This window comes from Candidatus Microbacterium colombiense, assembly GCA_029203165.1.
GTDB lineage: Bacteria > Actinomycetota > Actinomycetes > Actinomycetales > Microbacteriaceae > Microbacterium > Microbacterium colombiense.
In genome coordinates, this window is sequence record CP119308.1 from 1,161,721 (window position 1) to 1,178,635 (window position 16,915).

16 protein-coding genes are annotated in these 16,915 nt (G+C 68.2%); 11 read left to right on the top strand and 5 right to left on the bottom strand.

All coding sequences use genetic code 11. The features are described 5' to 3' along the window. Positions 1-95: 95 nt before the first annotated feature. Positions 96-716, top strand: a complete 621-nt coding sequence (locus P0Y60_05680; protein ID WEK62245.1) for a 2-phosphosulfolactate phosphatase — start codon at positions 96-98, stop codon at positions 714-716. Positions 717-788: 72 nt separating this feature from the next. Further along, on the top strand, positions 789-1,265 hold the full coding sequence (locus tag P0Y60_05685; GenBank protein ID WEK62246.1) for a DUF3054 domain-containing protein: 477 nt from the start codon (positions 789-791) through the stop codon (positions 1,263-1,265). Positions 1,266-1,283: 18 nt separating this feature from the next. On the opposite strand, the gene P0Y60_05690 is transcribed toward P0Y60_05685, so the two are convergent. From P0Y60_05690 to P0Y60_05705, 4 genes are all read right to left on the bottom strand, one after another. Beyond that, positions 1,284-1,772, bottom strand: coding sequence for a SprT-like domain-containing protein (locus tag P0Y60_05690; GenBank protein ID WEK62247.1), 489 nt, complete (start codon positions 1,770-1,772; stop codon positions 1,284-1,286). A 65-nt stretch (positions 1,773-1,837) separates the two neighbouring features. Continuing rightward, positions 1,838-2,365: a hypothetical protein gene (locus P0Y60_05695; protein ID WEK62248.1), complete on the bottom strand. Its 528-nt coding sequence runs from the start codon at positions 2,363-2,365 to the stop codon at positions 1,838-1,840. 120 nt (positions 2,366-2,485) lie between these two features. After that, on the bottom strand, positions 2,486-3,352 hold the full coding sequence (locus P0Y60_05700) for a fused MFS/spermidine synthase (GenBank protein WEK62249.1): 867 nt from the start codon (positions 3,350-3,352) through the stop codon (positions 2,486-2,488). A 30-nt stretch (positions 3,353-3,382) separates the two neighbouring features. Next, entirely contained in the window at positions 3,383-4,630 is a 1,248-nt protein-coding gene (locus P0Y60_05705; protein ID WEK62250.1) for an LCP family protein, read from the bottom strand. A 146-nt stretch (positions 4,631-4,776) separates the two neighbouring features. Between P0Y60_05705 and P0Y60_05710 the strand changes: the two genes are divergently transcribed. From P0Y60_05710 to P0Y60_05730, 5 genes are read left to right on the top strand one after another with little or no spacing between them, the layout of a single operon-like run. After that, positions 4,777-6,063 (top strand): sugar ABC transporter substrate-binding protein, encoded by a 1,287-nt coding sequence (locus P0Y60_05710; protein ID WEK62251.1) that lies wholly within the window; start codon positions 4,777-4,779, stop codon positions 6,061-6,063. A gap of 15 nt (positions 6,064-6,078) precedes the next feature. Then, a complete protein-coding gene (locus P0Y60_05715; protein WEK62252.1) occupies positions 6,079-7,056 on the top strand; it encodes a sugar ABC transporter permease in 978 nt (325 codons plus the stop codon). Next, the gene (locus tag P0Y60_05720) at positions 7,053-7,886 is read left to right on the top strand and encodes a carbohydrate ABC transporter permease (GenBank protein WEK62253.1); all 834 of its coding nucleotides are present in this window, start codon (positions 7,053-7,055) and stop codon (positions 7,884-7,886) included. Before P0Y60_05715 ends, P0Y60_05720 begins: the two co-directional genes overlap by 4 nt. After that, positions 7,883-9,394, top strand: coding sequence for a glycoside hydrolase family 3 N-terminal domain-containing protein (locus P0Y60_05725; protein WEK62254.1), 1,512 nt, complete (start codon positions 7,883-7,885; stop codon positions 9,392-9,394). Before P0Y60_05720 ends, P0Y60_05725 begins: the two co-directional genes overlap by 4 nt. Before the next feature lie 14 nt (positions 9,395-9,408). Next, positions 9,409-10,293, top strand: coding sequence for a MurR/RpiR family transcriptional regulator (locus P0Y60_05730; protein WEK62255.1), 885 nt, complete (start codon positions 9,409-9,411; stop codon positions 10,291-10,293). Positions 10,294-10,318: 25 nt separating this feature from the next. Here P0Y60_05730 and P0Y60_05735 read toward each other — a convergent pair whose 3' ends face one another. Further along, on the bottom strand, positions 10,319-11,239 hold the full coding sequence (locus P0Y60_05735) for a sugar kinase (protein WEK62256.1): 921 nt from the start codon (positions 11,237-11,239) through the stop codon (positions 10,319-10,321). Between the two features lie 171 nt (positions 11,240-11,410). Between P0Y60_05735 and P0Y60_05740 the strand changes: the two genes are divergently transcribed. From P0Y60_05740 to P0Y60_05755, 4 genes are all read left to right on the top strand, one after another. Continuing rightward, a complete protein-coding gene (locus P0Y60_05740; GenBank protein WEK62257.1) occupies positions 11,411-13,084 on the top strand; it encodes an ABC transporter substrate-binding protein in 1,674 nt (557 codons plus the stop codon). 87 nt (positions 13,085-13,171) lie between these two features. Further along, complete coding sequence (locus P0Y60_05745; protein WEK62258.1) at positions 13,172-14,176, top strand: ABC transporter permease; 1,005 nt, start codon at positions 13,172-13,174, stop codon at positions 14,174-14,176. 49 nt (positions 14,177-14,225) lie between these two features. Then, positions 14,226-15,176, top strand: a complete 951-nt coding sequence (locus tag P0Y60_05750; GenBank protein ID WEK62259.1) for an ABC transporter permease — start codon at positions 14,226-14,228, stop codon at positions 15,174-15,176. A 20-nt stretch (positions 15,177-15,196) separates the two neighbouring features. Continuing rightward, a complete protein-coding gene (locus P0Y60_05755) occupies positions 15,197-16,861 on the top strand; it encodes an ABC transporter ATP-binding protein (protein WEK62260.1) in 1,665 nt (554 codons plus the stop codon). Positions 16,862-16,915 lie beyond the last annotated feature (54 nt).

The window sequence follows — 16,915 nt, forward strand, 5'->3', positions numbered from 1 at the left end:
ACCTCCCCTTCCCCCGGTGGGGAGTCGCAACACGCCGCGTGAGAGTGATCGCTCGCGGCGTGTCGCGACTCCTCACGGCCGCCTAGGCTGGACGGATGCCGCCGTTCGATCAGTCTACGTACCAGGTCCGCCTCGACTGGGGTCTCGCGGGTCTCGAGCGGCTCGCCGACGCGGACGTCGTCGTGATCGTCGACGTGCTGTTCTTCTCCTCGCGGCTCGCCGATGCCGTGGGCGCCGCCGACGTCGACCTGGCCGAGGCGGCGGCGTGGTCAGACGACGCGGTCGCCCCGGCGCTCGCGGTGACCGCCGCCGCGAGTGGAGCCACGGTACTGGTCGGAGGGCTCCGCAACGCCTCTGCCGTGGCGCGCGCGGTGCAGTCCGTGCAGGAGCAGCGCCGGGCCCGCACCTCGGTCGCGCTCATCGCGGCGGGGGAGCGCGACGCCTCCAGCGATCTGCGCTTCGCGGTCGAGGATCATCTCGGCGCCGGGGCGATCATCGCCGCCCTGACCGACCTCGGGATCGACCACACGGCTCCGGACGCGGCGGTGGCCGCCGAGGGCTTCCGCGCCCTGCGACGTGCGCTCGGACATCTGGTCTCGGCGAGCGGTTCGGGGCGTGACGCGTCGGATGCCGGATCCGTCGCCGCGGCATCCGAGCTCGATGCCGCCTCGTCGGTTCCCGTGCTGCAGGGCCGGGTGTTCAGCTCCTTCTCCTGACCCCGCCCCCTCCTGACCCGCCACGCCCGAGTGCAGCGCCCGGGCGGAGAAGCTCACGCGTAGGGTCGTGGCATGAGGTTCGTCCCCGCATTCTTCGTCGATGCCGTGCTCGTGCTCGTGTTCGCCGTGATCGGCCGTGCGTCGCACGATGAGAACCCCGCAGGGTTTCTGATCACCGCATGGCCTTTCCTCGTCGCGCTCCTGATCGGGCATCTGCTCGCCGCGCTCCTGCCCGGGCGCCCGCGCCGTCCGTGGTCGCTCGCCTGGGGAGCTGTCGTGTGGATCGTCACGGTCGCCGGAGGGATGCTGCTGCGCATCGTCAGCGGCGATACCGCTCAGGTCGCGTTCATCATCGTCGCGACCGTCACGCTGGGGGTGTTCCTGGTGGGCTGGCGGGGCATCGCCGCACTTCTCCGGCGGCGCCGAGGAGCGGCGTCGAGGAGCGATGCCGACCCCGAGACGTCCGACAGTGACGAGGTATCCAACAGCGACGCGGAGGACGGCGACGCGGAGGACGGCGACGCGGAGGACGGCGACTCGACACCCTGAGCAGCCGCGCTGATCCGATCAGCGCGGCATCTGCGCGGCCAGACGTGCGTCGCTCGTGATCTCGCGACGCGTCCAGTCGAAGAGGAACTCGGCATTGAAGCTGCGCGAGCAGCGCGCGCACGAGGTGGGCCGGGTGGGACGCCGATGGCGGTAGGTGACGTGACCTGCCGGGCAGCGACCGACCCAGGGCGCGAGTTCCTGCGCGGTCTCGCCGCGGTGCGTGGTGCCGCCCACGTAGCCCAGCTGGCGGGCCGTGCGCTTCCACGAGGCGCCATGGGCTGCGGCATGGCCGGCGAGAGCGTGGGCGACCTCGTGCAGGAGTACCTGATGGATCTCGTCGTCGTCGAATCGGGCGGCCAGGTAGCGCGAGACCGTGATGCGTTTCTTGGTGTAATCGCATTGACCCGCTCGCCGCTTGGCATGGTCGAAGCCGAAGGACCAGGTGTCGTCGAGATGCATCCTGATGAGCGCCTCGCCCCAGATGCGCACACGGTCAAGATCGGCCATGCGCTCAGGCTAAGCCATGCCGCAGACAGTCGACGCCAGGCGGAGATGAATTCTGCGAGAGGAGATCAGCCCGCGACGAGCTGCGAGCTGCGCCGGCGCTCGGCGGCGTCGATCGCGAGGAGTGCGGTCTCGAGATCGCGGTCCTCCGCGCCGGCCTCGCGGCGGAGGAACAGGGAGCGCTTGAAGCTCTCCCTGGCGGTGTCGTAGTCCTCGGCGTCGTAGGCGTTCTTGCCGTGGTGCTGATGGGCGAACGCGGCGATCGAGAGCCACCGCTGTCCCTCGGCCTCGTCGGCGCACATCACCAGTTCCTGCTCGGCTGCGGCATGCTGGCCGCGGTACTGCTGGATCGTCGCGTGCAGCACGCGGGCCCGGAGCACATCCTTGCGGGTGCCGGCCATGCGCGCCTGGCGCACCGCCTCATCGGCGAGCGAGAGGGCTTCGTCCAGACGGCCGAGCACCTTCAGCAGCCAGACGCGCTCCAGCAGAGCGGGCAGACTGCGCTGCCCTTCGATCTCGTCGAGACGCGCCGCGCACTCGTCGAGGTCGACCAGCTCGCGAAGGTTCTCCTGGTCGTAACCCCGGATGAAACTCATTGCTCTCCTTCCGCAGCGTCCCCTCCAGTGTGCCTGGCGGGGGCAGGGTCGCCCAGGCGGCGCGCCCGCGGTCGCCCATCCCGGATATCTCAGCCAGGAAGAGATCAGCCCAGGAAGAGATCAGCGGAGGAAGAGAGAGGCATCCGGGCGGGGGGATGCCACGGCATCCGCGTCGGTCACGATCCGCGCCCCCTGAATGAACGCCTGCACCTCGGCGCCCTGGGCGATCTTCGCCGGGTGGGGACCGGCGGCGAGCATGCGGGGGAGCCACTCGGTGGGCAAAGCGGTGGCAGATGCGGCGATCACGAGGTTGCCGAACCGGCGCCCCTTCAGCACCTGCGTGTCGGCGAGGAGCGCGACTTCCGGAAGCACCTCGGCGATCGTCGCGATCTGCCGACGCGCGAACGCGAGTCCCGGGCCGTCGGCGACGTTCACGAGCAGCACGCCGGTCGGGGCGAGGATGCCCGAGAGCTCGCGGTAGAACTCGATGCTGGTCAGATGGGCCGGGGTCTGCGCCCCGGAGTAGACGTCGGAGACGACGAGATCGCAGCTGCCCGTCAGTGCGGCCGGGAGCCGCGCGACGCCCTCGCGTGCATCGCCGATGCGGATGCGGATCGCCGCTCCCTTCGGCAGAGGCAGGTGCTCCCGCACGAGCTGCGCGAGCGGAGCCTCGAGCTCGATGACCTGCTGACGTGAGCCGGGCCGCGTGGCGTCGATGTAGCGCGGGATCGTCAGTGCGCCGGCGCCCAGGTGCACCGCCGTGAGGGCCGCCCCGGCAGAGGTGAGCTGGTCGATGACGGCGCCCATGCGCACGATGTACTCGAAGTGCAGGTGGGTCGGGTCGTCGAGATCCACGTGCGACTGCGGAGTGTCATCGACGATGAGCTCGAACCCGCTCGTGAACTCCGACGGCACGATGCGCGCCAGGCCCCCATGATCGAGGCGGGTCTGCGGATGCTCCGCGTCACGTGTGCGATTCCGGCCCATGCGTCGAGCCTACGCGCAGGGCCGACGCGCTCAGCGCTGGTTGCCGACCGCGCAGGTCTCCTGCTCGAGCGTCTGCCCGGAGATGTCGGGAGGCAGCGTGACCCGCACCTCCGGCGCCTCGGTGGAAGTCGGATCGGGGGTCTTCGTGGGAGCAGGCGTCACCAGCTCGACCCCGCGGCGCGTCGAGACGTCGCCGGTGAGCTGCAGGGGCTCTCCCGACTTGATCGCGGCCCACAGCGCCTCAGCGGCACCCTCGTTGGGCACGACCTTGTCCTTGTCATCCGGGTCGACGAAGTTCGGGTACTGCACGAATACGAAGTCGCTGAAGCGCACGTCCTTCAGGGCGAGCGCGATCTGTGCGAGTCGGAGCGGATCCTTCAGCGATTCGCTCGGGACGATGTTGTCGGCGACGGCGCCGGCCAGAGCGAGCACCTTGGGCAGGTCGGTGAGCGTCTCCCCGCTCAGGATCTTCTTGGCGAGCCGCGACATGTACTGCTGCTGATTCGAGATGCGCGCGAGGTCGCTCTCATCGCCGACGCCGTGACGGGTACGGATGAACTGCAGCGCCTCGTACCCCGAGATGGTGCGAGGACCCGCCGGCCAGTCGATGTCGGTGTGACGATCGCGGATGCCGTCGCCGGCGATGCAGACCTCGACGCCGCCGACCGCATCGGTCACGGCCATCACGCCGTCGAAGCTGATCTTGGCGGCGAACTCGATCGGGATGTCGCCGAGTTCGCTGACCGTCTTCACGACGCACGAGAGGCCGGCGTGCTCGTAGACCGCGTTGATCGACTGCTTCGACATCGACGAGGCGACGGAGCCGTCTTGGCGAGTGCATTCCGGCACCGCGATGCCGAGGTCGCGCGGAAGGGAGATGACGGTGACGTTGCGCGGCTCCGCCGACACATGCACGAGCAGGTTCACGTCGTTGCGGCTCATGCCATCGGCCTCGGTGCAGCGCTCGGCGAGCAGCGCGGTGGTCGCCTCGCTGCACTCGTCGGTGCCCACCACGAGGATGCTGAACGCCTTGTCGCCCGGGTAGGCGCCGATCGTGGGTGGATCGACCTCGGGCGCATCCTCCAGGGCGACCGCCTCGTCGCCGACCCTGTTCAGCAGGTCGACCACGATGAACGCCCCGACGGCGATCGCAGACACGAGAACGACGGCGAGTCCGACGCCCAGGAAGCGGAGGAAAGAGGACAGTGCGCTCCGGCGGGGGAGCGGTGCATGTCGGGCGATCGTCGGACGAGCATCCTGCGTGTGACGGCGAGCCATGACCGCGAGCCTACCTTTGGAAAAAATTGTTACGGCGGTGTGACGATTCCGGAAACAACTTGCAGATAATTAGTTAGTCGTAAATACTTTTCCTACGGGCGAGCACTCGATTGCCGCCGAGTCATTTCAAAGAGGAGATCTTCCCGATGCACAAGCGCATTCTTCCGGTCGTGGCGCTCGGCGCCGTGGCTACGCTCGGTCTCGCTGCCTGCACCGGCGGCAACGCCGGCGGTAGCGCGGACGGAGAGGGCCAGGAGCTCACCGTCTGGATCATGAAGGGCACGAACCCCGACGCCTCCGCGTTCTACGACGAGGTGTCCTCGGCCTTCGAAGAGGAGACCGGGGCCACGGTCAAGATCGAGGAGATCCAGTGGGCTGACGCTCACGATCGCTTCGTCACGTCGATCGCCGGCGGCACGACCCCTGACATCGCCGAGACGGGCACCACCTGGACCGCCGAGTTCGCCGACGCCGGCGCACTCGAGCCGCTCGACTCCTACGTCGACGCCGAAGACGGTCTGCGCGACGACCTGGTCGAGGGCCTCGCCGTCGCCGGTACCTACGAGGACGAGCTCTACGGCATGCCCTGGTACGCCGGTGTGCGCTCCATCGTCTACCGCACCGACGTCTTCGAGGCCCTGGGCCTCGAAGCGCCGAAGACGTGGGATGACATCGTCGCCGCGGGCGAGGCCATCAAGGCCGAGTACCCCGACATGATGCCGTTCCCTGTCGCCGGTGACGCCGAGTTCCAGGTCTACCCCTGGGTCTGGGGTGCCGGTGGCGAGATCGCCACGAAGAAGGGCGACACCTGGACCAGCGAGCTCGACAGCGACGAGTCGCAGGCGGGCATCGAGTTCTACACGGGTCTCGCGACCGAGCACGGCTTCTCGTCGGCCGGTGCGACCACCTGGAAGGAGACCGACCTGCGCGACGCGTTCACGCAGGGCAACGTCGGCATGATGCTCTCCGGCTCCTGGACGCCGAAGACGCTGATCGAGGCCAACCCCGACCTCGAGGGCAAGATCGGCGCCGCCGTGATCCCGGGCAAGGACGGCGGCATCGCTCCGTCCGTCCTCGGCGGATCGCACCTCTCGGTCTTCAACACCACGAAGAACGCAGACCTGGCATGGGAGTTCGTGAAGCTCATGACCACGGGTGAGTTCGCCGAGAAGTGGTCGAACCAGACCGGATACTTCCCGGGCGTCCAGTCCGCGATGGAGGAGGCACTCGCCTCGACCGACCCGCTCGTCGCTCCGTTCGCCGAGCAGATGGTCGACGGCGGAGCATCCGTCCCGGTCACCCCGAACTTCGGCGCCGTGCAGGCGAAGAAGACGACCAACGCCATGATGCAGGCGATCCTCAGCGGACAGAAGGACGTCGCCACCGCGGCGAAGGACGCTGCCGCCGAGATGACCGAACTGCTCAACCAGTAAGGAACAACCCCCTCCATGTCGATGGTGCAAGCGCCTCTGCCGGCCACGAAGACGGAGTCCACCTCCGCCTCCGTGGCCGGCGGCCAGCCGAAGAAGCGCGGATTCTCGCTCCTGATGGCTCGCCCCTGGCTCCTTCTCGCTCCCGGGCTGATCATCCTCGCGGTGCTCATGCTCTGGCCGCTCGTCCAGGTGTTCATCTTCTCGCTGCAGGACTACGGTCTGCGCGAGATCAACACGGGTGAGAACAACTGGATCGGCTTCGGGAACTACATCGAGGCGCTCACCAATCCGACACTCTGGACGGTCGTCCTCCCCAACACCGTCGGGTTCGCCGCGGTGGCCGTGTTCGTCACGGTCGCCGTCGGCACCCTGGTCGCGCTGCTCCTCGCCCGACTGGGCACCGTGTGGCGCACCATCGTCTCCAGCTGCATCATGGTGGCCTGGGCGATGCCCGCGGTGACCGGCACCTACGTCTGGACCTTCATCTTCGATGCCGACCGCGGCATCTTCAACTCCGTCCTGCAGGATCTGGGTCTGATGGACGGCTCGGTCAACTGGTTCACCAACCAGTGGTCGTTCTACGCGATCGTGCTCCTCAACGTCGTGCACCACGGATTCCCGTTCGTCGCGATCACGGTGCTCGCCGGTCTCCTCGGCGTCTCGAAGGAGATGCTGGAAGCCGCGGCCCTCGATGGTGCGAACGCCTGGACGCGCTTCTGGAAGATCGTCTTCCCGACGCTGAAGCCCGTGTTCTCCGTCGTCATCATCCTGTCGACGATCTGGGACTTCAAGGTCTTCGCGCAGGTGTACCTGATGCCCGGCGGTGGCGGTGGCAACCGCTCCGTGCTCAACCTCGGTGTCTGGTCGTACGTGGAGTCGTTCGGTCAGAACCGCTACGGCTTCGGCGCCGCGCTCGCGGTGCTGCTCACTCTCGTGCTGATCGGAATCACCATCGTGTACATCCGATCCCTCATGAAGGAGGACGAGCTGTGAACCCCCGCGCATCTCTCCGCTCCCGCATCGGCCTCGGGATCGCGGTCGCGGCCGTCCTGATCTTCACGCTGTTCCCGGTGTACTGGATGGTCTCCAGCGCCTTCGACAAGAAGGCGTCCAGCGGCGGGCAGTCCCTCCTGCCGCAGGAGTTCACCTTCGACAACTTCGCGTTCGTGCTCACGGAGGGCGGGTTCGGGACGTTCCTGCGCAACTCCGCGATCGTGGCGGTCGTCACGGTCGTCGTCAGCGCTCTGGTGTGCCTCCTCGCCGCTGTCGCGGTGGCCCGCTTCAAGTTCAAGTTCCGCACGACCGTGCTGATGATGATCCTCGTGGTGCAGATGGTGCCGCTCGAGGCCCTCGTGATCCCGCTGTTCCTGCAGGTCAAGACACTCGGCCTGCTCAACAGCATCCTCGGCCTGATGGTCGTGTACATCGCGCTCTCGCTCGCCTTCGGCATCTGGATGCTGCGCGGATTCGTCGCAGCCGTCCCGGTCGAGCTGGAGGAGGCCGCGTACATCGACGGAGCCAGCTGGTGGCGCATGTTCCGCTCGATCCTGCTGCCGTTGGTGATGCCCGGTCTCGTCGCGACGAGCATCTTCAGCTTCATCACGGCGTGGAACGAGTTCATCTTCGCGATGACGATCCTCGGCGCTCAGACCGACCAGTACACTGTGTCGATCGGCCTGAAGTCGTTCTTCGGTCTCTTCGCGAACGACTGGGGCAGCATCATGGCGGCGTCGACCATCATCACCCTCCCCGTCATGGTCTTCTTCATCATCGTGCAGCGCCGTCTGTCCGCCGGAATGGTGGCGGGGGCGGTGAAGGGATGAGCGACGACCTCACCCGCTTGGCGAACGGCGTGCTGTGGCCGGGCTTCTTCGGCACCTCGGCCCCGTCGTGGTTGCTCGATGAGCTGCAGGACGGGCTCGCGGGCGTCGTGTACTTCGGCCAGAACATCGGCCCCGAGCTGCCGGCCCTGAGCGCATCGATCCTCGCGGCGAACCCCGCGGCGCTGATCGGTGTCGACGAGGAGGGTGGCAGCGTCACCCGACTCGAGTCGGCCGAGGGATCGACGATCCCCGGCGCCGCTCAGCTCGGTCTGCTCGACGACCTGGTCGCCACAGAGCGCACGGGCGCCGAGCTCGCGCGCCGTGTCGCCGCGGTGGGCGCCAACGTGGTGTTGGGCCCGGTCGCGGATGTGAACACCGACCCGCGCAACCCTGTGATCGGTGTGCGCTCGTTCGGATCCGATGAGAGCCTCGTGTCTCGCCATGCGGTCGCGGCGATCGACGGCATCCAGGACGGCGGTGTCGCGGCGTGCGTCAAGCACTTCCCCGGCCACGGTGACACCCATCTCGACTCGCACCACGCGCTGCCAGAGATCGCGCTCGACATCGCCGAGTTCGAGCGCGTGCACCTCGAGCCCTTCCGTGCGGCCGTCGAAGCCGGGGTCGACTCGATCATGACCGCCCACATCGTGGTGCCGGCGTGGGGTGAGGCTCCGGCCACCCTGAATCCCCGCATCCTCGGCATCCTCCGCGACTGGGGTTTCGAGGGCGTCATCATCACCGACGCGCTCGACATGGCCGCGATCCGCGAGACCGTCGGCATCGGGGGAGGAGCGGCACTGGCTCTCGCCGCCGGCGCCGACCTGCTCTGCATCGGCAACCCGACGAACCCCGGCGATGCCGCCCTGCCCGATCAGGATCTGCAGGACTTCCTCGCCGCGCGTGAGGGCATCGTCGCCGCGCTGCGCGACGGATCGCTCTCGCGAGAGAGGGTCGAGGAAGCGGCCCGCCGCGTCGCGGCCCTGGCCGCCAAGCTGCGCTCAGCCGCCGACACCGCCGTCGACATCGAGGCCTCGGACAGTGATGCCCCGGACACCGGTGGTTTCGACGCCGCCGAGATCATGCGCCGGATCATCACGGTGACCGGCGACGAGCCGGCCGCAGCGGCCGCACTGACCGTGGTCGATGCGCGTCGCCGCTCCACGCTCGCGGTCGACAGTGCCGCCGGGTACGTGGCGGGTTCCCTCGCCGCAGGCGACCCCCGCGTTCGAATCGACGTCGCCAGCGCCGCGATCAGCGAGCAGGATCGGGTGCTCGATGAGATGACGGCTGCCGCCGGGATGACGGTGATCCTGATCGATCGTCCGGACGCGGATGCCGCCCAGCGCTCCCTCGTGGAACGTGCGGCCGAGCGCGACCCGCATGCCGTGGTCGTCAACGTGGGTCTGCCCGCGCGCGTGCCGCTGCCGTTGCCGACCGTCGAGGTCGCAGCCGCCAGCCGGATCGGGGCACAGGTCGCCCGCGAGAGACTGCTCGGCAGGACGGGCTGAGGCGGGCTCTCCCGGTGGACGCAGACGTTCTCGCGCTGGTGCGACGCTCGGTCTCACGACTGAGTGCCGCTGAAGCGCGCGTCGCGGAGACGATCCTCGCGGATCCGACCCTGGTCGTCGACCTCGCGATCAACGACCTGGCAAAGCTCTGCCGCACGTCGCTGTCGACGGTCGCCCGGTTCGCCCAGTCGTTGGGGTATACCGGCTATCGGGAGCTGCGGGTCGCCGTCGCCCGCACGGTGACCCTCGAACAGGCCCAGCAGGCGCGCTTCAGCCTCGACACGACGGCGATCGATCCGGACGACGAGCCCGCCGCGATCGCGGCGAAACTCGCGGCGCAGGAGATCGATGCGATCGAGAGGACCGCACTCGGTCTCGATGCCGCCGCTCTCGACCGCGTGGCCCGTGCTGTCGTGGCCGCGCGGCACATCGACCTGTTCGGGCAGGCGGCATCATCGCTGACAGCGCAGGATCTGCTCCTCAAGCTCTCGCGCATCGGCTGCTCCGTGTCGCACTCGGCTGATCCTCACCTGGCCGTCACGACAGCCGCACTGCGCAGCGGTGACGACGTCGCGATCGCGTTCTCGCACAGCGGGTCGACGTTCGAGACCGTGCGGGCGCTCGAGGTCGCACGCGATGCCGGCGCGCTCTCGGTCGCCGTGACGAGCGCGGCCGAATCCGCTCTCGCTCTCGCGGCCGACGTCGTGCTGCTCACGCACGCGCATGAGTCGCCGTTCCGTATGGCGGCGATGTCGAGCCGCATCGCGCAGCTCGCCCTCGTCGATGTGCTGTTCGTCCGTGTCGTACAGCATCGCGGCGAACCCGTCGTGATTCCGTTGCAGCGCACGCACGACGCCGCGGTGTCGAGGGTGCGGTCGCGCCCGCGCGTCGAGGGCTGAGCGGCCGGTTGGGCCGGTGGCTGCCTCAGTCGACGTGATCGCGTGTGGTCGCCAGCACGCGGGTCGCGATGCGGTGCGCTCGGGCGAGACTGCCCGTCACTGAGAGCCCGGTGAGCACTCCGGCCAGGAAGCCGGCGGCGAACGCGTCGCCCGCGCCGATCGTCTCGACCACAGGCACGTCGATCGCCGCGCTCGGTGCGGACTCCGCACCGTCGAAGGCGATGGCGCCGCGGGCATCCGTCACGATCAGGTAGCGGGGCTCGGGGATGAGGGCGCGCAGTGCGTCCGCATCATCCGTGCCGAAGACGGCCGCGGCATCCGGAGCCGTGCAGAACACGATGTCGGCCCGATGGGCGAGGTCGGTCAGCAGCGCGCGGCCTTCCTCTTCGCGGCCGCGCCAGAGCGCCGGACGCCAGTTCACGTCGAAGCTGATCACACGCTCACCACGTCGCTCCGAGAAGAGCACCTCCTGCGCGGATCGCGCCGACGCGGAGATCGCCGGGGTGATGCCCGAGGTGTGTACCAGAGCCGCGGCCTCGAGCAGAGCGGCGGCGGCCGGTGCGCTGAGCGTGCGCGGCGACATGGCGGATGCGGCGGATCCCGTGCGGTAGTAGTGCATGGTGCCGTCGACCGCGCCATCGGAGCGGGGAGCGAGTTCCTTGACGTAGAGCCCGGTGGGGGCGGTGTCATCGACCTCGACGGCGGAATCGTCGACCCCGTGGCGGCGGAGCTCGGCGGTGAGGAAGCGGCCGAACCCGTCGTCGCCGACGCGGGACACGACGGCGGTGCGGACGCCGGCCGATGCGAGGGCGATGGCGGTGTTCCACTCGGAGCCGGCCAGCGATCGATGGAACGTGCGGCACTCCTCCAGCGGGGCGGCTGTCGCAGCGACCAGAGAGATCAGACCCTCTCCGACGCACACGGCGAGAGGGGCGGATTCGGTCACATTCTGGACACTACCGGATGGTCGAAGCACCCCCGGCGCCGATACCGGATTGCAACCTCGAACCATTTGGCATCTGAGGATCGGCTGGGTAGCGTCGAGGGATCACCGTGTCCGGAGGCGAAGAGGCCACCGGAACGCGCAAAGAAGCGCCCCACAGGGAAGGTTCACACCATGCACCACTCAGTCATGCGTCGGCGAGGACTCATCGCCGTCACCGGAGCGACGCTCGCAGCACTCGTGCTCGCGGGTTGCGTCGCCAGCGATCGTGGCGACGACGCGGGGGAGGGATCAGGCGATGTCGACGGCACGTTCGTCTTCGCCGCATCCTCCGATCCGGCCAGCCTCGACCCCGCGTTCGCGCAGGACGGCGAGAGCTTCCGCGTCTCCCGTCAGATCTTCGAAGGTCTCGTCGGCACCGAGCCCGGCACCGCAGACCCCGCCCCGCTCCTCGCCGAGAGCTGGAAGTCGTCCGATGACGGCATGTCCCACACGTTCGCTCTGAAGGAGGACGTGACGTTCCAGGACGGCACCCCGTTCAACGCCGAGGCCGTGTGCGTGAACTTCGACCGCTGGTTCAACTGGACCGGTCTCGCCGCGTCCGAGGCATTCGGCTACTACTACAACAAGCTCTTCAAGGGCTACGCGTCGAACGCCGCCGACGCCGTCTACAAGTCGTGCACGCCGGACGGCGACTACTCGGTCACGATCGAGCTCAACAAGCCGTTCGCCGGTTTCGTGGCCTCCCTGTCGCTGCCCTCCTTCGGGATGCAGAGTCCTTCGGCCATGCAGGAGTTCGGAGCGGACGACGTGAGTGGTTCCGCTGAGGCCCCCGTGCTGTCGGAATACGCGACAGCGCACCCGGTCGGCACCGGCCCGTACCAGTTCGAGGAATGGGCACCGGGCGAGCAGGTCACCCTGAAGTCCTACGCCGACTACTGGGGCGACAAGGGACAGATCGACCAGATCATCTTCCGCACGATCGACGACCCGACCGCTCGCCGCCAGGCGTTGGAGTCCGGCTCGATCGACGGCTACGACCTGGTCGGTCCGGCCGACACCAAGGCGCTCGAGGACGACGGGTTCACGATGGTGTCGCGTCCTCCGTTCACGATCCTCTACCTGGCGTTCAACCAGGCGGTTCCCGCCCTGCAGGACCCCAAGGTCCGTGAGGCGCTGTCGTACGCGATCGACAAGGATGCGCTGATCACCCAGGTGCTCCCGGAGGGTACGCAGAAGGCGATCGAGTTCCTGCCCGAGGTCGTCAACGGCTACAACCCGGATGTCACGACCTATGACTACGACCCCGAGAAGGCCAAGTCGCTGCTCGCCGAGGCCGGCTACGACGAGGCGAACCCGCTGAAGCTGGACTTCAACTACCCGGTCAACGTCTCGCGTCCCTACATGCCGGACCCCGAGCAGATCTTCACCGTGCTCTCCACGCAGCTCGCCGATGTGGGCGTCGAGACCACCCCGGTCTCCGAGGAGTGGGTCGAATACCTCGACCGCACCACGGGCACCTCGGATCACGGCATCCACCTGCTCGGCTGGACCGGCGACTACAACGACACCGACAACTTCGTCGGCGTCTTCTTCGGTCAGAAGAGCTCCGAGTGGGGCTTCGACAACCCCGAGCTGTTCCAGAAGCTGGCTGACGCCCGCGGCGTCTCCAACCTCGACGAGCAGAGCGCGCTGTACGAGGAGATCAACGAGGATGTCGCGACCTTCATCCCCGGTGTCCCGCTCGCGCACCCGGCGCCGACCCTGGCGTTCGACCCGCGCGTGAAGAGCTACCCGGCCAGCCCCGTGAACGACGAGGTCTTCACCGACATCGTCCTCACCAAGTAGGTCCGACCGACTGAGATGCCCGAACCCGGCCCCCGCGCGACGCGCGGGGGCCGGGCGACGCGTCCCCTCTGATCAACGGAGATCTTCTTGTTGCGCACCATCGGCAGGCGACTGCTGTTCCTCATCCCCACCCTGCTCGGCCTCAGCATCCTGCTGTTCGCCTGGGTCAGGGCCCTTCCCGGCGGCCCGGCCGTCGCTCTTCTCGGCGAGAAGGCGACTCCGGAGGCCATCGCCCGAGTCAACGAGCTCTACGGCTTCAACAAGCCGCTCATCGAGCAGTACTTCATCTGGATCGGACGTCTCCTGCAGGGAGACTTCGGAACCTCGATCCAGACCAACCGCCCCGTCGTCGACGAGTTCCTGCGACGGTTCCCCGCGACCCTCGAGCTGAGCGTCGTCGCGCTGATCTTCGCGATCGGCGTCGGCGTCCCCCTCGGGTACTGGGCCGCCCGCCGGCACGGCAAGTTCAGCGACCACGCGTCCGTGGTGCTGAGCCTGGTCGGCATCACCATCCCGGTGTTCTTCCTGGCGTTCATCCTCAAGTACGTCTTCGCGGTCCAGTTGGGCTGGTTGCCGTCGGACGGACGACAGAATCCACGGATCGATGCCACCCATCCCACGGGCTTCTACGTGTGGGACGGCATCATCACGGGCGAGTTCGACGCCTCCTGGGATGCGCTCCTGCATCTCGTGCTGCCCGCGCTCGCACTCGGCACGATCCCGCTCGCGATCATCGTGCGCATCACGAGGGCGAGCGTCCTCGAGGTGCAGAACGCGGATTACGTGCGAACGGGTCGCGCGAAGGGCGTCGGATCGTCGACGCTGCGCAACCACTTCATCCTGCGCAACGCCATGCTGCCCGTGATCACGACGATCGGCCTGCAGACCGGTCTTCTCATCTCGGGGGCGGTGCTCACCGAGACGGTGTTCGCCTTCCCGGGCATCGGATCGTTCCTCGCCCGGGCGATCTTCACGCGTGACTTCCCTGTGCTGCAGGGATTCATCATCTTCATCGCGATCGCCTACGCCCTGATCAACCTGGCCGTCGACGTGTCGTACAGCTTCATCGATCCGAGAGTGAGGGTGCAGTGATGACTCTCCGCACCGCTCGACAGCGCACAGCTCGAAAGGAGGTCGCGTCATGAGCGTCGCACTTCCTCCTGCCCAGGGTGGCGGGATCATCGACACCGTCGCCATCGCCCAGGCCGATCTGAAGGACGGCCCCGGCGGCTTCTGGCGCGATGTGTTCCGCCGCCTGCGTCGCAATCCGACCGCATGGGTCGGGGCGGGCATCGTCCTGCTCTTCATCCTCGTGGCGGGGCTGGCGCCCCTGATCGCCCCGTATCCGGAGACCGCGCTGCCGGGGGCGAAATTCATCACCCCGACGCACATCCCCGGACCCGGTGAGCTGCCCGAGTTCCCGCTCGGACTCGACCGCTTCGGCGGAGACGTGCTGTCGAAACTCATCTGGGGTGCGCAGGCCTCTCTGCTCATCGGTGTGATCTCGACCGCGCTCGGCCTCGTCGGCGGCATGCTGCTCGGCCTGCTCGCCGGCACCTTCGGGGGCTGGGTCGACACGCTCATCATGCGCGTCGTCGACATCATCCTCTCGGTGCCGAACCTGCTGCTGGCGGTGTCGATCGCGGCGATCCTGGGGCAGACGCCCTTCGCGGTCATGATCGCGATCGGTGCCTCGCAGGTGCCGATCTTCGCCCGTCTGCTGCGCGCATCCATGCTGCAGCAACGCTCCAGCGACTACGTGCTCTCGGCGCAGACCCTGGGTCTGGGACGAGGCTCGATCACGATGTCGCACGTGCTCCCGAACGCGATCGGACCGGTGATCGTGCAGGGAACCCTCACGCTCGCCACGGCCGTCATCGACGCCGCGGCACTCTCGTTCCTCGGCCTCGGCGGAGGGCGACCGGAGACGGCGGAATGGGGGCGCATGCTCACCTACGCGCAGGCCGAACTGGCGATCGCTCCGTGGTTGGCGTTCCTCCCCGGTATCTGCATCGCGGTCACCGCGCTCGGCTTCACCCTGTTCGGTGAAGCGCTGCGCGAAGCCATGGACCCGAGGACGAGGGCGCGATGACCGCCGCGAAGGAGAATCAGATGTCGAATGCACGCCTGCTGTCGGTGCAGAACCTCGCGGTGGACTTCACCACGATGGACGGCGTCGTTCACGCCGTCGAGGGCGTCGACCTCGAGATCGCGGCCGGTCAGACCGTCGCGATCGTGGGGGAGTCCGGATCGGGCAAATCCACCACGGCGATGGCGATCATCGGACTGCTCGCGGGCGGCGGGCGTGTGGCCGCCGGGAGCATCCGCCTCGACGGGAAGGAGATCGCGCACGCGCCGGAGCACGAGCTGCGGTCGATCCGCGGGCGCGACATCGGTCTGGTCCCGCAGGATCCGATGTCGAACCTGAACCCGGTGGCCAAGATCGGCACCCAGGTCGCCGAGACGCTGCTCGCGCACGGGCTGGCCACGCGCCAGAACGTGCAGCAGAAGGTCGTCGAGGCTCTCACCGCGGCCGGCCTGCCGGATCCGGAGCGCCGGGCGAAGCAGTACCCGCACGAGTTCTCCGGTGGCATGCGACAGCGTGCGCTCATCGCGATCGGCCTGGCGTGCAAGCCCCGGCTGCTGATCGCCGACGAGCCGACCAGCGCGCTCGACGTGACGGTGCAGCAGACGATCCTCGACCAGATCGGAGCCATGACCCGCGACCTCGGGACGGCGGTGCTGCTGATCACGCACGACCTCGGCCTCGCGGCCGAGCGTGCGGAGCGCGTGATCGTGATGCACCGGGGCAAGGTGGTGGAGCAGGGGGATGCGCGACAGATCCTCGAGTCCCCGCAGCATCCGTACACGCAGTCGCTCGTGAAGGCGGCCCCATCGGTCGCCGCTGCGCGACTGCGCCCGGAGGCGTTCCGCGTCGAGGATCGGCCTGCGGCGGATGCCGCGCCGGATGATGCCCCGGCGGCGCCCGCCGACAACATCGTCGAGATCGAGAACCTCACGAAGGTCTACCCCGTGCGCGGGCAGAAGGAGGACTTCGTCGCCGTGAACGACGTCTCGCTCGCGATCCCACGCGGCGAGACGGTGGCGATCGTGGGGGAGTCGGGTTCCGGGAAGACGACCACGGCGCGCATGCTGCTCAAGGTGATCGAGCCGACCAGCGGGCTGATCCGGTTCGAGGGGAAGGACGTGTCGTCGCTCAGCAAAGCGGACACGAAGGACTTCCGTCAGCGCGTGCAGCCGATCTTCCAGGACCCATACTCGAGCCTCAACCCGATGTTCACGATCGAACGACTCATATCCGAGCCGCTCGACTTCTATCGGCGGGGGAGCAGTACCGAACGCCGTGCCCGCGTGCGGCAGCTGCTCGACGACGTGGCGCTGCCGCAGTCGATGCTGCGGCGCTACCCCTCGGAGCTCTCGGGCGGGCAGCGGCAGCGCGTCGCGATCGCCCGGGCGCTGGCGCTCTCGCCCGACCTGATCGTGTGCGATGAGCCGGTGTCGGCGCTCGACGTGCTGGTGCAGGACCAGATCCTGACGCTGCTCGGCGACCTGCAGCGCGAGTACGGGCTGAGCTACCTGTTCATCTCGCACGACCTCGCGGTGGTCCGACTGATCAGCGACTACGTGTGCGTGATGAAGGACGGCGCGCTCGTGGAGGCCGCCTCGTCGGAGGAGATCTTCACGAATGCGCGCGACCCGTACACGCGGCGTCTGCTCGCCTCGATCCCCGGGAACGAGCTGAACATCGCCTCCTGAGGCCCCGCCCGTCGAGGAACCACGTATGCCGCGAGACATCGCGCCACACGTGGT

Excerpts from the sequence above, each read along its gene's own strand:
- P0Y60_05715 (WEK62252.1), top strand. The coding sequence starts at position 6,079 with ATGTCGATGGTGCAAGCGCCTCTGCCGGCCACGAAGACGGAGTCCACC.
- P0Y60_05705 (WEK62250.1), bottom strand. The coding sequence starts at position 4,630 with ATGGCTCGCCGTCACACGCAGGATGCTCGTCCGACGATCGCCCGACAT.
- P0Y60_05685 (WEK62246.1), top strand. The coding sequence starts at position 789 with ATGAGGTTCGTCCCCGCATTCTTCGTCGATGCCGTGCTCGTGCTCGTG.
- P0Y60_05755 (WEK62260.1), top strand. The coding sequence starts at position 15,197 with ATGTCGAATGCACGCCTGCTGTCGGTGCAGAACCTCGCGGTGGACTTC.
- P0Y60_05725 (WEK62254.1), top strand. The coding sequence starts at position 7,883 with ATGAGCGACGACCTCACCCGCTTGGCGAACGGCGTGCTGTGGCCGGGC.
- P0Y60_05710 (WEK62251.1), top strand. The coding sequence starts at position 4,777 with ATGCACAAGCGCATTCTTCCGGTCGTGGCGCTCGGCGCCGTGGCTACG.
- P0Y60_05740 (WEK62257.1), top strand. The coding sequence starts at position 11,411 with ATGCACCACTCAGTCATGCGTCGGCGAGGACTCATCGCCGTCACCGGA.
- P0Y60_05690 (WEK62247.1), bottom strand. The coding sequence starts at position 1,772 with ATGGCCGATCTTGACCGTGTGCGCATCTGGGGCGAGGCGCTCATCAGG.
- P0Y60_05695 (WEK62248.1), bottom strand. The coding sequence starts at position 2,365 with ATGAGTTTCATCCGGGGTTACGACCAGGAGAACCTTCGCGAGCTGGTC.
- P0Y60_05750 (WEK62259.1), top strand. The coding sequence starts at position 14,226 with ATGAGCGTCGCACTTCCTCCTGCCCAGGGTGGCGGGATCATCGACACC.
- P0Y60_05700 (WEK62249.1), bottom strand. The coding sequence starts at position 3,352 with ATGGGCCGGAATCGCACACGTGACGCGGAGCATCCGCAGACCCGCCTC.
- P0Y60_05680 (WEK62245.1), top strand. The coding sequence starts at position 96 with ATGCCGCCGTTCGATCAGTCTACGTACCAGGTCCGCCTCGACTGGGGT.